This is a genomic window from Bacillus sp. PS95 (assembly GCF_037963565.1).
Classification (GTDB): domain Bacteria; phylum Bacillota; class Bacilli; order Bacillales; family Bacillaceae; genus Bacillus; species Bacillus subtilis.
The window spans coordinates 3617318-3632477 of record NZ_CP150160.1 but is presented as its reverse complement, the minus strand read 5'-3'; the positions used below and the strand labels follow the sequence as shown (position 1 = coordinate 3632477).

11 protein-coding genes are annotated in these 15160 nt (G+C 40.1%); 9 read left to right on the top strand and 2 right to left on the bottom strand.

Features of this window, described 5'->3' with window-relative positions; all coding sequences use genetic code 11:
* The first annotated feature begins 24 nt into the window (after positions 1-24).
* Positions 25-852 (top strand): teichoic acids export ABC transporter permease subunit TagG, encoded by an 828-nt coding sequence (gene tagG, locus NSQ12_RS18895; RefSeq protein WP_014665585.1) that lies wholly within the window; start codon positions 25-27, stop codon positions 850-852.
* A gap of 19 nt (positions 853-871) precedes the next feature.
* Positions 872-2455 carry a teichoic acids export ABC transporter ATP-binding subunit TagH gene (gene tagH, locus NSQ12_RS18890; protein WP_088327089.1) on the top strand — a complete coding sequence of 528 codons (1584 nt, stop codon included), beginning with the start codon at positions 872-874 and terminating at the stop codon, positions 2453-2455.
* 38 nt (positions 2456-2493) lie between these two features.
* Here the strand turns inward: tagH and galU are convergent, their stop codons facing one another.
* Positions 2494-3372, bottom strand: a complete 879-nt coding sequence (galU, locus tag NSQ12_RS18885) for a UTP--glucose-1-phosphate uridylyltransferase GalU (RefSeq protein WP_003227944.1) — start codon at positions 3370-3372, stop codon at positions 2494-2496.
* Positions 3373-3712: 340 nt separating this feature from the next.
* Here galU and NSQ12_RS18880 point away from each other — a divergent pair, with 340 nt between their 5' ends.
* From NSQ12_RS18880 to wecB, 4 genes are all read left to right on the top strand, one after another.
* Positions 3713-5080 (top strand): alpha-glucosyltransferase N-terminal domain-containing protein, encoded by a 1368-nt coding sequence (locus NSQ12_RS18880; RefSeq protein WP_101172236.1) that lies wholly within the window; start codon positions 3713-3715, stop codon positions 5078-5080.
* Positions 5081-5114: 34 nt separating this feature from the next.
* Positions 5115-6635: a glycosyltransferase gene (locus tag NSQ12_RS18875; protein ID WP_029318774.1), complete on the top strand. Its 1521-nt coding sequence runs from the start codon at positions 5115-5117 to the stop codon at positions 6633-6635.
* A 75-nt stretch (positions 6636-6710) separates the two neighbouring features.
* Positions 6711-8621, top strand: a complete 1911-nt coding sequence (locus tag NSQ12_RS18870) for a glycosyltransferase (RefSeq protein WP_029318775.1) — start codon at positions 6711-6713, stop codon at positions 8619-8621.
* Between the two features lie 22 nt (positions 8622-8643).
* The gene (wecB, locus tag NSQ12_RS18865; protein ID WP_144500505.1) at positions 8644-9786 is read left to right on the top strand and encodes a UDP-N-acetylglucosamine 2-epimerase (non-hydrolyzing); all 1143 of its coding nucleotides are present in this window, start codon (positions 8644-8646) and stop codon (positions 9784-9786) included.
* A gap of 39 nt (positions 9787-9825) precedes the next feature.
* Here wecB and lytR read toward each other — a convergent pair whose 3' ends face one another.
* Positions 9826-10746 carry a transcription antiterminator LytR gene (gene lytR / locus NSQ12_RS18860; RefSeq protein ID WP_144500506.1) on the bottom strand — a complete coding sequence of 307 codons (921 nt, stop codon included), beginning with the start codon at positions 10744-10746 and terminating at the stop codon, positions 9826-9828.
* 212 nt (positions 10747-10958) lie between these two features.
* Between lytR and NSQ12_RS18855 the strand changes: the two genes are divergently transcribed.
* The 3 genes from NSQ12_RS18855 (at position 10959) to NSQ12_RS18845 (ending at position 15038) form a co-directional block, all read left to right on the top strand.
* A complete protein-coding gene (locus NSQ12_RS18855; RefSeq protein ID WP_015384797.1) occupies positions 10959-11282 on the top strand; it encodes a hypothetical protein in 324 nt (107 codons plus the stop codon).
* A 27-nt stretch (positions 11283-11309) separates the two neighbouring features.
* Positions 11310-13463, top strand: a complete 2154-nt coding sequence (locus NSQ12_RS18850) for a SpoIID/LytB domain-containing protein (RefSeq protein ID WP_160221847.1) — start codon at positions 11310-11312, stop codon at positions 13461-13463.
* An 87-nt stretch (positions 13464-13550) separates the two neighbouring features.
* The gene (locus NSQ12_RS18845) at positions 13551-15038 is read left to right on the top strand and encodes an N-acetylmuramoyl-L-alanine amidase (protein ID WP_198878459.1); all 1488 of its coding nucleotides are present in this window, start codon (positions 13551-13553) and stop codon (positions 15036-15038) included.
* Positions 15039-15160 lie beyond the last annotated feature (122 nt).

The following is a 15160-nucleotide window of genomic DNA, read 5'->3' as shown; positions in this document are numbered from 1 at the left end:
ATTTAAGTCTAAGGAAGATAAACAATGAATGCATTAGTAAGAATCGTAAAAGAGCAAGTGACATCGTTTCCTTTAATTTTGCGCTTAGCTTCGTATGAGACAAAGTCTCAGTATCAGATGAATTATCTTGGCGTATTATGGCAGTTTCTCAATCCTCTCATTCAAATGCTGGCGTATTGGTTTGTATTTGGTATGGGGATTCGTAACAGCAAGCCAGTCATAACAGGTATTGGAGAAGTTCCTTTTATTGTTTGGATGTTGGCTGGTTTGATCCCGTGGTTTTTTATTAGCCCGACGATTTTGGATGGATCAAACAGTGTATTTAAACGGATCAATATGGTTGCGAAAATGAATTTTCCGATCAGTTCACTGCCTTCTGTAGTGATTGCTTCAAATTTATTTAGTTATTTTGTAATGATGGGTGTTTATGTCATTGTCCTTTTAGCAAGCGGTGTTTACCCTAGCTTGCATTGGATACAATATATTTACTATTTAATCTGCATGATTGTGTTTATGTTTTCATTTAGCTTGTTTAACTCTACAATCAGTGTGCTTGTCAGAGATTATCAATTTCTGCTGCAGGCCGTAACCAGATTATTGTTCTTTTTACTTCCGATTTTTTGGAATATCTCAGAGCAGCTCGGGAAAAATCACCCGAATCTTCTGCCTGTGCTTAAGCTGAATCCGATTTTTTATCTGATAGAAGGATTTAGGAACAGCTTCTTAGACGGAAAATGGTTTTTCCAAGACATGAAGTACACGCTGTATTTCTGGCTGTTCACATTCCTTTTATTGTTAGTGGGTTCTATTCTGCATATGAAATTCAGAGACAAGTTTGTTGACTTTCTTTAATACGTAAGGAGATTGTACGATGAAACTAAAAGTTTCGTTTCGAAATGTTTCAAAGCAATATCATTTGTATAAAAAACAATCGGACAAGATAAAAGGATTGTTTTTTCCGGCTAAGGATAATGGTTTTTTTGCTGTGCGGAATGTCTCCTTTGACGTGTATGAGGGAGAGACAATCGGCTTTGTAGGGATAAATGGATCAGGGAAATCAACCATGTCTAACCTGCTGGCTAAAATTATTCCACCGACCAGCGGTGAAATTGAAATGAACGGCCAGCCGTCGCTGATTGCGATTGCTGCCGGTTTAAATAACCAATTAACGGGCCGGGACAATGTCCGGCTCAAGTGTTTGATGATGGGGTTAACCAATAAAGAAATTGATGATATGTATGACAGCATCGTTGAATTTGCTGAGATTGGCGATTTTATTAATCAGCCGGTTAAAAACTATTCCAGCGGGATGAAATCGCGTCTCGGTTTTGCGATTTCCGTGCATATTGACCCTGACATTTTAATTATTGACGAAGCGCTTTCTGTAGGGGACCAAACGTTTTATCAGAAGTGTGTAGACAGAATAAATGATTTTAAAAAGCAAGGGAAAACGATTTTCTTTGTCAGCCACTCGATCGGCCAGATTGAAAAGATGTGTGACCGCGTCGCTTGGATGCACTATGGTGAGCTTCGTATGTTTGATGAAACAAAAACGGTTGTCAAAGAGTATAAAGCGTTTATTGACTGGTTTAATAAGCTGTCTAAAAAAGAAAAAGAGACATATAAAAAAGAGCAGACGGAAGAGAGGAAGAAAGAAGATCCTGAAGCGTTTGCCCGTTTCCGCCAAAAGAAGAAAAAGCCGAAATCATTGGCTAATGCGGTTCAAATTGCTATTTTGTCTATTCTGACTGTATTCATGGCAGGAACGATGTTCTTTAATGCCCCGCTTCGTACAATTGCTTCGTTTGGCGCTATCCCGCAAAATGAAGTGGAGAATCATCATGGCAATGCAAAGGGCAAGTCAGAGGAACGCTTAACCGCAGTCAATAAGCAAGGGTTTATAGCAAATGAAAAAGCGGCTGCTTATAAGGATCAGGGTTTGAAACAGAAGGCTGACGTTACACTGCCATTCGGTACAAAAGTGACGGTAGCTGCAAAAGGCAAACAAGCAGCGAAAATAAAGTTTGACGGGCACTCTTATTATGTGAAACAGAGCGCTGTTGCAACTAACATGAAACATGCTGAATTGCATGCCGCTGCATTTACGTCTTATGTCTCGCAAAACGCAGCATCTTCCTATGAATACTTTCTGAAATTCCTGGGAGACAGCAGAACCAGCATTCAATCCAAATTGAATGGATATACTGAAGGGGATACGGCTGACGGCAGAAAAACGTTAGATTTTGATTATGAAAAAATCAGCTATGTGCTGGAGAATGATAAAGCAACAGAGCTTATTTTTCATAACATTTCTCCTATCAACCCGGCGTCACTATCCTTAAGTGATAGCGATGTATTGTATGACAGCAGCAAGGATCGTTTTCTTGTGAATACAGCTGATCTTGTCTTCACAGTTGATAATGAAGAGCATACACTGACTTTGATGTTGAAATAAAAAAAGGCTATTGGATGAATGTCCAATAGCCTTTTTGTTTAGATTTCTTCTTTGTTTAGTAAACCTTCCATAAATGGAACGAGCTGATCGCGAAGCTCTTTATCCTGCATCGCAAATTCTAGAGTTGTTGTGATAAAGCCGAGCTTTTCACCAACATCATAACGCTTGCCTTCAAAATCGTAAGCAAACACTCTTTGAATTTCATTCAGCTTTTGAATGGCGTCTGTGAGCTGAATTTCTCCGCCGGCGCCAACCTGCTGCTCTTCTAAATACATGAAGATCTCAGGAGTGAATACGTAACGGCCTAAGATGGCAAGATTAGAAGGTGCTGTGCCTTTAGGCGGTTTTTCAACGAAGTTTTTCACCTGATAACGGCGGCCTTCACTTGTCAGCGGGTCAATAATGCCGTAGCGGTGTGTTTCTTCTTCAGGCACCTGCTGAACACCGATAATAGAAGAAAGTGTTTTTTCATATTCATCCATTAATTGGCGCAACCCTGGTGTTTCAGCCTGAACAATATCGTCTCCAAGCAGTACCGCAAACGGCTCATCGCCGATAAAGTTGCGCGCGCACCAGACAGCATGTCCGAGACCTTTAGGTTCTTTTTGGCGGATATAGTGAATGTCAGCCAGGTTAGAAGCCTTTTTCACTTTTTCAAGCAGCTCAGTTTTTCCTTTTTCTTCTAGGTTTCTTTCAAGCTCAGGAGAGTAATCAAAATGATCCTCAATCGCACGCTTGCTTTTTCCTGTTACGATAATAATATCTTCAATACCGGCTTCAACAGCTTCTTCAATTATGTATTGAATGGTAGGTTTATCAACGATAGGAAGCATTTCTTTCGGCATTGCTTTCGTAGCCGGCAAGAATCTCGTTCCGAGACCTGCGGCAGGGATTATGGCTTTACGTACTTTTTTCAATTTCAAAGCACCTTCCTTAAGAACAGATTTAGGGTCACTCTTTTGAATGCAGAGTATTTAAAATGTTTGAGTTTCTTTTCTCATCAATACCCTATTTTCATTCTGTTAAACACATTTAATCATATAAGAAAAACCAATATTAAACAAGAGTCAATTCAGTGACTTTGGGGTTGAAGAAATACAAAAAAATATCATTAATTGATAGATAAAACAGTTTCACCTGATCCGGTATTTCAAGAAATATAACAGCTTCTTCATCTCTAGAGCCTGCTCAGCAAAAGTGATATAATGTAGTTCTGAAAATGTGACTGTACGAATTTATTCGAAAGGTAATAAATAGATGATGACGATTAAGGTTTCTACTCCAAAATTAGCATTTGTTTGTCAAGAGCTGAATGCTGCAAAAAAGTTTAGTATCAATACGATCGATTGGAATTATCCAATGGAAATTGTCACTTTACATCATGAGCCCAATGGGCCTTCTTCTTTTAAAGATACTGCTGTTATTAATATGTACAGCTACTTTAAAGGTTCTGAACCTCAGAAAGATAAAATCAAGCATCCGATTGAACAAGAAGGTTTAACATATATTCAAGAACCAAATAAGCCAATTTATCGTTATTACAATAATGGACGTTATATCAAATATCAAAGGTTTACAGCATCAGGAGAACTTGCTGTTATTGATTACTTTAATGAAAGCAGGCAAAGATTTAAAAGGGAAGAATATGATTTGTCTGGATATGTACACAGCTTAATGTACATGGATCTGGACACTAACAAACCGAAGCAGCATCTTTATTTAAGGGCAGATGGCACTTGTTATATGACAAAATGGTATAAGAATGATGGAACAACTGAAAAAATTGTCATTTTTGACGAAAAAGAGAATATAGTCAGTGTATTGTATTCAGAAAATGAACTTGCCCGTTATTTTCTGAGCCGCTTGATAAAGGAAGCGGATTATTTATTTATGACTTCTGAAGTTGAGTTATATACTACATTAAAATCTCTTTCAGTTGAATATTCTTCCATGTATCTAGGTTTTATAGAGACGAATGAGATGTTGGAAAACCCTGAAAAGGAAATAGGCCACCTTGATGCTTTTGTGGTTCCTTCCTTGAAGAGATATCATGACATAATTAAAAATACGGGGCCTCGCACAAATATTTATTACGTTTCTGAAGAGCCGTTTACCCGCAAGCGTTTTGTGGACAAACTAATAGATCAGGTGCCATTTAATAATCAATTGAAGGATATGAATGTTGAGCTGTTAATGGCAGAATGGCAATCAAAATCCGATTTATATCTGTCAGCCAAGGTTGAATTTAAAGGCTGCATTCCTCCCCATTCTGTTGGCCGCCATAAAATGTATTGGAAATTAAAAAATAAAAAGAGCGGCACTGAAAGCACGTTTAACGCAAAAGTAAACAGCGAGGAAGAACTAATATTTACCGTAAGCGGTACACTTCGTGTTCACTCTGTATTAGATCAGTTGTCCACCATTGAATTGTATCTCTGTTCCGAGTGGGATAATAGCTTCTTTGCATCAGGTGTGCGAATAACCGATTCAAAGGAAATTCCATTATCAAAACAAAGTATTTCAGGCTGGCAAGTTACTTTAGAAAAAGAAAATAATTATTTGCGTGTTCAGACTGCCGAGGGATTTCGGAGAAAATTAATGAAACGGCTGTTTGTGAAAAAATAGCAGACAAGGTTTTACCAGAAGAAGGAGTTTGAAGATGAGAAGGATCTTTTCACTAATATATGAAATAGACATTGAAAAAGGCGGCATTACAAGCTCTATGATGTCAAGATCTTTTACATTTGCGGAGCGCGGCCATAAAATCGATTTGGTTACACTTGATTATAAAGACAATTATGATCAGATTGAGCAAGTGCTGAAGAGCGCTGGAAGGCTGCATGCTGATGTAAATATCCTCAATATTTATGATGACTATAAAAATCAGCATAAGCATATAAAAATTGGGGAAGTGCAACAAAGTTACTATGATCAAAATCGTAATCGCTTTGAAGAACCGTATGCTGCGTATCATAATGAGGAAAAATTAGAAACGGAATACTTCAAGAATGGCTTATATATTAAAAAGAAAAAATGGGATGAGTCGGATAATCTTTTATATGTAGATCATTTCAATGAAAATATGCAAATGACAAAGCGAGAATTCTTTCATGGCGGTTATGTAAATAAAACTGTGATATTCGATACAAGAAGCGGAAAAATCAATCAAATTCACTACACAGCACCCGACGGTTTCTGTTATTTAACAGAATGGTACCATTTTAAAACAGGAGCCAGTCAAGGAGTTATGCTGTTTGGCCGTGATGAAAAGGAAGCTGTATTTTTCAAAAACAAGCACCAGTTTCATACACATTGGCTTGAAACGTTATGTGAGAAAGAAAAGGACCCTATTATCATCTGTGATGGAGTCGGAAGTGCTTCAAAAGTAAATGAAATGCGTGCAGGATTGGCAAAACGATTTTACTGTGTTCACTCAAATCATTTAGATTATCCTTATACGTTAGGCAGCAAAGTTCGAACCAATCATCAATATGCGATGGAGCATATTAAGGATTATGACGGGCTGATCGTATTAACGAATGAACAAAAAGAAGATATCATGAAGGATTTTGAGTCGAACAATAATATTTTTGTTATTCCTCATGCACCAAGAAGGCTTGAAAAATTACAAACGTATGAAAAGAAGAAAAACGAATTTGTCATGGTGGCCAGATATCATGAGGAAAAAGGGATCGATAAGGTCATAAAAGCAATGGGAATCGTAAAAAAATCCCGGCCGGATATTGTCCTGAATATATATGGCAGCGGTCCCGGCCATGAGGAATACCAGCAATTGATCGATGATCTTAAGTTAGATAATGTACATTTAAAAGGATATGTCGCAAATCCCGCTCCATTTTATCAGCAGGCGCTTGCCACATTATTAACATCAAAATTTGAGGGGTTTAGTCTCGCGATTTGTGAATCGTTTTCGTGCGCAACCCCTGTTATCAGTTTTGATGTGAAATACAGCCCGAGGGAGCTCATAAAAGAACACGAAACGGGAATGCTTGTAGAACCTGATAATATTGACATGCTTGCTGAAAGTATCATTTATTTGTACGACAACCCTGAGAGAGCCATTCAATATGGAAAAAACGCAAAGAACTTAATGGATACTGAATATAGTGAAGCCCGATTATTTGAAAGATGGGAAGAAGTATTTGAAATAACGAAATAGTACGTTTTTGCATCATTTTTGTTCATTATATGAGCTTTTGCGAATGAAATAGAAGCGGATAAGGATAGAGGTGTCATGGTGAAAATCACTGCAGCAGTACCCACATACAACTCAGAACATTTTATCTCCCGCTGCCTGGATAGTCTGGTTCAACAAACCATGCCGAATAATGAGTACGAAATTATTTGTGTAGATGATTGTTCACAGGATGGCACGGTTTCAATATTAAAAAAGTACAGTGAACAGTATTCTAATATAACGGTTATAGAACGAGAAAAAAATTCGGGAGGGCCGGGGGAGCCGCGAAACCAAGCGATACGTGCTGCGAACGGTGAATACATTTTTTTTATTGATTCCGATGATTATGTAGGAATCGAAGCGTTCGAGAGAATGTATCAATTTGCAAAACAGCATGATTCAGATATTGTGCTTGGGAAAATGGTCGGTGTAAACGGCAGATCGGTCCCGCAAGCTATTTTTAAGGAAACGAAACCTGAGGCGGATCTTGTAAAATCTCCGCTTGTTTACTCAATAGGACCGACAAAACTTTTTAAAGTCTCACTGCTTAGAATGCATGACATATATTTCCCCTCTAATATACAGGCTACAGAGGATCAGGTATTTGTCATGCAGGCTTATTTAGAAGCGGACAAAATTTCTGTCTTGGCCGATTATGATTATTACTATGCTGTACAGCATGATGGCGAGCATATGACGTTTGCATACGTTGCGCCTCAAAGCTACTATGGCGCAATGAAGGTAATCATAGATATGATTCGTAATAGCCGTCTTTCACATAATCGCAAAATGAAGTTTATGGCGAAATTTTTGAATCGTCATTTTGATTTTTCCAGAACAACGGACTTTACCGTAACAATCGAGGACGAACGGGAGCAGCAAACATGGATGACAGAGCTGCATCATTTTGTTGAACAAAATATACCACGGGAAATTGATAAACTTGTTCATTCTCATACGCGGTTAAAATTACACTTTGTACGCCATAATGACCTAAAGGGCTTAAAGCAGTTTGAAGCTGATAAAGAAAATATGGCCCAATATACGTCAGTTAAAAATGGTCATATCATAGCAAACTATCCCAGCCTTATCTCATATCATTTGGCAGAGAATGAACGGATTGTTGATGACAGAAACAAAATCAGTCATTACGTGAGCGAATTTCAAATGAAGGACAACACTTTCACATTAAGAGGGTCGGTTACCCACACGGCTTTACAACCAGAGCATCAAGCTATGCAAACTTTATACGGCATTTGGGTGCACCGTGATAGAAAAACTGAAAAAATCATTTCTCCAGTGTATTCCAAGGACGGAGAATTTGAATTTCTCACGAAGTTTACTGATTTGGCTATTCATGAAGAAGATATTGGTGTGTGGGATTTCTTTATTGAATCGGGGATAGACGGCTATAAAAAACGCGTCCGAATTGGCAGCAGCAGAGAACCGTATCCTTATTCAAAACATGCTAAATATATTGGGAATAACGGGGAATATGCTTTCAGCGCACGGCCGTACTTTACTAAAACCTATGATAATTTGTCGGTGGATATCAGAAAGCAGGAAGTTCTGAAAGTCGAATTCAGAGATAATGATTCGGACCAGCATTTAACGTTCGTATTTCCTGGAAGCCAATTGTTTTTTCCGAAGCAATCTTTATTATTGCTCGAATGCAATAACCAAGAGTTTTTAATACCAATAAAAAATCAAATCAGTTCAGCTGATGGGACAGTGATACAGGTTGATCGGAATCTCGTTCAGCAAAAGTTTGCTCCGGCTTATTTACAAAACACCAATATTGTTTTATCCATTAATTCTTATAAAACCACATTGGTTCCGAAAAAGGATGTCAGTGTGTACTTTTGCAGTAAAAATATTGAAAAAAAGCTATGGTGCTTTAAAATAAAGAAGAAAGTAGATCTATTTATACAATCGGACCAATCGAAATTCTATCTAACAGCCCGTTAAACAAAGAAACCAGGTGACAAATATGAAAAAACTAAAAGTTATGACTGTTTTCGGGACCAGGCCTGAAGCGATCAAGATGGCACCGCTTGTGCTTGAATTGAAAAAATATCCTGAAATAGATTCCTATGTAACGGTAACTGCACAGCACAGACAGATGCTCGATCAGGTGTTAGATGCGTTTCACATCAAGCCTGACTTCGATTTGAACATTATGAAGGAGCGGCAGACACTGGCAGAGATTACGTCTAACGCACTTGTAAGATTGGATGAGTTGTTTAAAGATATCAAACCCGATATTGTGCTTGTCCATGGTGATACGACGACGACGTTTGCCGGAAGCCTAGCCGCTTTTTACCATCAAATTGCTGTCGGTCATGTGGAGGCGGGGCTCCGTACAGGGAATAAGTATTCCCCGTTTCCGGAAGAGCTCAATCGACAGATGACAGGGGCGATTGCTGATTTGCATTTTGCTCCGACAGGCCAGGCGAAAGACAATTTATTAAAAGAAAACAAAAAGGCCGACTCTATTTTTGTAACGGGCAATACAGCGATTGACGCACTCAACACAACGGTTAGGGATGGTTACTCACATCCTGTTCTCGATCAGGTGGGTGAGGATAAAATGATTCTCTTGACCGCTCACCGCCGGGAAAATTTGGGTGAGCCAATGGAAAACATGTTCAAGGCCATCCGCAGAATTGTAGGGGAATTTGAAGATGTACAAGTCGTTTACCCTGTGCACCTGAATCCTGTTGTCCGGGAAGCGGCTCAGAAGCATTTTGGTGATTCTGACAGAGTGCATCTGATTGAACCTTTAGAGGTGATTGATTTCCATAACTTTGCAGCGAAATCGCATTTTATATTGACAGATTCGGGCGGCGTGCAGGAGGAAGCCCCATCTCTCGGGAAACCGGTTCTTGTTCTGCGTGATACGACGGAACGGCCTGAAGGAGTGGAAGCGGGAACGCTGAAACTTGCAGGGACGGATGAGGAAAACATTTATCAGCTGGCAAAACAGCTGTTAACTGATCCTGATGAGTACAAGAAAATGTCCCAGGCTTCTAATCCGTATGGAGATGGAGAGGCTTCCCGCCGGATTGTGGAAGAATTGCTGTTTCATTACGGGTACCGGAAAGAACAACCGGATTCATTTACAGGCAAATAAAAAAGAAGCTTTGCACATTGTGCGAAGCTTCTTTTTGTTTTACTTTTCGAGGCTGTCCTTCAGCTCTTTTGTAATATCGGAAAGGGCGCTTTCATCAGCTTGGTAGTAGTAAATTCCATTGATTTTCGTGCCTGTACCTTTTAGTTCGTGCTGTTTAATATGTTTTCGCGCACCTTTGTAATCGGACTGGATATCCCACATGTTATCGAAGGTCAAGTTCGTTTTCACATTATCTTCAACAACTTTAAACATATCTCCGAATTTCGTGATGGAAGAAATATTAGCGCCTTTATTAATAATACCTTGGATGACTTGGCGCTGGCGGTCCTGGCGTCCGAAGTCGCCTCTCGGATCTTCTTTTCTCATCCGGGTATAAGCGAGCGCTTCTTTTCCGTTCAGCGTGATTTCTCCTTTGCCGAACGAATAACCGTCATAACTGAACGCGAATGTGCTGTTAACTGTAATGCCGCCAAGTGTATCAACAACGTCTCTAAAGCTTTCCATGTTCACTTTCACAAAATAATCAACCGGGACATCGAGGAAGTTCTCAACAGTGTCTACCGTCATCTGCGTGCCGCCGAAAGCGTATGAATGGTTGATTTTATCCATTGTGCCTTTTCCGATAATTTTTGTATACGTGTCACGCGGAATGCTGACCATGTCGGTTGTATTCGTTTTTGGGTTAACGGTCATATAAATGAGCGTATCGGCACGGCCCTTATCGCCGTCGCGTTCATCCACACCCATGATTAAGACGGAAAAAGGATCTTTTTTATTGATACTGACCTCTTTATCCCTCTTTTTCGATTTATCAATGCTTTCATGAATACTTGCCACGGTTGAAGCTGCTTTATGCCATAAGTAGTATGCATAGCCGCCAGTTCCGAGTACAAATACGGCCACAATGGCTAAAATGACAAGTAATGCCTTTCTTTTTTTCTTTCTTTTTTCAGCTCTCATAATAAAGTCCTCGCTTTTTTGTAATCTAGTACGATTATAAGTTTCTTAATATTTGAAAACAACTAAAATTTGTCTGATTCTTTACAATAGACGGCTCCTTGTAATAAATGTTTCGGTATTTTAAGAAAATCCGCAAAAATTTTTCGTTGTTTTGAAAGAAATCTTAAAATAAGCTTAAAATTGTCGATAAAAAGTGGAGAGGTGATATAGGAATGAAAAAAATTGCTATTTTAATGTTCTCAATGCTGCTTCTTTTGTCTGCGTGCGGCACAGCTCAGAACTCATCAGGAGCAGAAACAAATTCAGACAGCCAGGATGCGGCTGCAGAAGAGACAGTAACGAAGGAAGGCACTTTTGCCGGTTTGGCGGACAGCCATACAATTGCAGTCACTATTGATGATAAAGAGACGTCGATTCAGGTTGGTTCAGACCTTCAGGACAAAATGAACAGCATTTCAGAAGGGCAAAAAGTTGTTGTCAAATATACAAAAGATTCAAATGGCGCTTTAATGCTTAAGGATCTTGAGACAAAGTAATAAAAAACTCTTAGGGGGTTCCATGTTTTGAAAAAAATGAAGCTCTTGCTTCTATCGTCAGTCACTGCGGCGGCTGTAGCATGTCCGGCGTTTATGCAGACTGCGAAAGCCGCTGATAAAACCATTTCGGTTAAGCTGAGTAATTATGTAGGCAGCAAATCAAGTTTGGATGTCGATATCACAGGCGGATATGAAATTCCCGGCTCAAGAATTGCGGATACGGAGCGATATGGAGGAGCAACCCGTTTTGATGTTGCCAATAATGTCGCCTCTGCCGGATGGACAAATCCAACGACTGTGGTCATTGTGAATCGGGATGCTTTTGCCGATGCGCTCTCAGCAACCCCGCTTGCCAAAAAGTACGATGCACCGATTTTATTAACAGACGCAGATTCGCTAACACCAAAAACAGAAAGCGAAATTGCAAAATTAAATCCTGACAATATTCTCATCATTGGCGGGACAATCAGTGTTTCTAAAAATGTAGAAAATACATTAAAAAAATATGGTTCTATCGATCGGATTGGCGGAGCAACCCGTTACGAGGTTTCTAAAAACATAGCCGATCGGATGGGGAATTACAGCCAGGCAGTAGTGGCCACAGGCATGGTCTTTACGGATGCCCTGTCAATCGCGCCATATGCTGCAATGAACGGTTATCCGATTTTACTTGCGGGAGACAATAACATCCGCAGTGATTACAAAATTCCAAGCAAGGTTACAATTGTCGGCGGTCCGTTGAGTGTCAGCACTGGTGTGGAAGCTGCATTAAAAAAGAAGGCAACTGTGAAACGGATTGGCGGCGTTTCACGATATGAGGTATCTGCCAATATCGTTAAAGAATTAAATATGAAAGCAACAAAGGTATTTATGTCAAACGGCCAAACATTCGCGGATGCATTAACGGGATCTGTGCTTGCAGCAAAGCAGGGAAGCCCTTTACTGCTGGTTGAATCAGGCAGCCTGCCGTCACCAGTCGCTGATGTAGTAGCGTCAAAAGGAACTCAGTCATTTGCGCTGCTTGGAGGAAGCATTTCCATCAGTGATACGCTAAAGAACAAACTGGCAGATACTTTTGCAGGAACTGGATATACAGTCAAGTTAACCGGCGGAAACCTAGTGCTTTATAAAAACAGTACTGCAATCAAGACGCTTGGAACGTCTTTTACAGCACAGCCTAAAAAATATGCAACTACAAATTCTATCAGTCTGAACGGAACGCCATATCTCGGAAACATGAAATTTACAATAGAGTCAGGCAAATATGTTCGGCCAATCAATGTGAATATCCCCTTTGAAGATTATTTAAAGGGTGTTGTTCCTCATGAAATGCCGGCCAGCTGGCAGAAAGAAGCGCTTAAAGCCCAAGCTGTCGCAGCGAGAACTTATTCCATCAGTTCGGCCGGAAAAGAAGTACAAGACACCACCGCTTTTCAGGTATATGGCGGATATGACTGGAATTCAAAAACTTCAGAAGTGGTCGAAGCTACAAAAGGAAAAGTTTTGAAATACAATGGGAATTTGATTTCTGCTACGTATTCCTCAAGCAACGGCGGCTACACAGAAGCGAGCGGTGAGGTCTGGAGCAGCCAGCTTCCTTATTTAATCGCCAAAAAAGATACGTACGACCCGCAAATCAGCTGGTCTCTGTCTTTAAATAAAACCCAGCTTGATAAGAGCAGTCTGAATCTGAAAAGCCCGGGTTCATGGTGGAGCTCTAAAAATGAAACAAACTTATCATATTTGAGCGGTTTGAAAAGCTGGTTTATTAAAAATAAATACAGCAATGCCGAGTCTATCAAAATCACGAAAATATCCAGTGTGAAATTCAGCACGGAGAAAACTGCCGGTCAGCGGCCGAAAACAGCAAGCGTCACATTCTCATATTTCGTGAAAGAAAAATCAAATGGCTATATCCTGTCAAATGGAAGCCTCAGTGAAAAAACAGCAACAATTACTGTACCTGCAACAGAGCTGAGAACGATGCTTGGCGCTTCCAATATGAAGAGTACATATGCTTCTGTCTCAAGCAATACAAACGCCTTTCTCATTAGCGGTAAAGGATACGGACACGGCATAGGCATGAGTCAGTACGGAGCCAATGCCAGAGCAGCTGCCGGACAATCTTATACAACAATTTTAAGTTTTTACTATCCGGGAACAACTCTATCAAGCTATTAAAAGATTGTTAGAGTCAAAGGAGGCGAGATGCCTCCTTTGTTCGTTATTTGATTTATGAATCATTATGAATCTTTGGAGGGACTATCTTTGCGGATCTTTCTTAAAAGCATACCTATGCTGATACTAGGAGTCGTGTTATTTGTACCAAATGCGTTTGCGGCAAACTCTGTTACAAGGCTGGATGGAGCAAGCAGATATGAGGTTGCTGTGAATGTTTCAAAACAAGGGTGGAGCAGTGCGAGCACGGTTGTTGTGGCAAACGGAACAGCGTATGCAGATGTATTAACTGCTGCTCCTTTGGCTTATAAATACAATGCCCCGATTTTATTGACGGAATCATCTAAACTGACTGCACCGACTAAAGACAGAATCAGCCAGCTTAAACCGAGCAAGGTCATCGTCATTGGCGGAACGATCAGTGTTTCTAACAACGTTGTAAGCGACATTAAAAAATTGGGTATTTCCAATGTGGAACGGATCGGCGGAAGAAGCCGCTATGAAGTTGCTCAAAATATTTCTAAAAAATTGTCTTCAAATTCAAAAGCAGTAATCGCAAATGGAACGGCATATGCTGACAGTCTGGCAATCGGTTCTTATGCTGCCCGTAACGGTATTCCAATTCTTCTGACGACTGCAAGCTCTATTCCCGAACCAACGAAAAATGCGATGAACAGCAAAGGAACAACATCGACTATTGTGGTCGGGGGAGAAATCAGTGTCTCAAAAAGCGTTTACAGCCAGTTGCCATCACCAACAAGAATCGGCGGGAACAGCCGTTTTGAAGTGGCTGCCAACATAGCGAAAAAGTATTATTCTTCATCAAAAGCTGCATTTGTCAGCAATGGCTATCAATATGCAGATGCTTTAGCGGGTTCTGTGCTGGCGGCGAAGCAAAATCGCCCAATGCTATTTACTGACGCCGGTTCATTGCCGACTGCGACAAGAACAGTCATCGGATCAAATAGCAAGAATACCTTCACAGTTCTTGGGGGAACTATTTCAGTGAAAACAAATGTCGTGAACCAACTTAAAAATGTAATTGTAGGCAAAAAGATATTTGTGGATGCAGGACACGGTGGTTATGACAGCGGCGCGGTCGGTAATGGTTTAAAAGAGAAAGATGTTAACCTTGCCGTTGCTAAGCTTGTAAACAGCAAACTTTCCAATGGTGGAGCCATTCCGATTATGGCCAGATCTACAGATGTTTTCTTAGAGCTTTCAGAGCGGGTTGCAAAAGCAAAAAGCAATAATGCAAACCTGTTTGTGAGTATTCACGCCAATTCAGCGAGCCCAGCAGCAACCGGTACTGAAACCTACTATTATACAAAATATGAGTCAGAAAACAGCAAACGGCTTGCGACAGAAATACAAAACAGACTCTATAAAGCACTCAATACTCAAAACCGCGGCGTGAAAATCGGGAATTTCCATGTCATCAGAGAATCAACGATGCCGAGCAGCTTAGCGGAGCTGGCGTTCATTTCAAATGCGAACGACGCAAGTAAGTTAAAGAGTGCTTTGTATCAAGAAAAAGCAGCTCAAGCAATATATGAAGGAATCATTGGATATTATTAGGGGATTAAATTAGTAGACATCAATAGCGGCTTGCCGGCAGAACCCATCAGGAATTGCCGGCAAGCTTTTTTATACGATAAAATGAGAAAAATTTTAAACCACATATGCTATGTAAAAGTTTA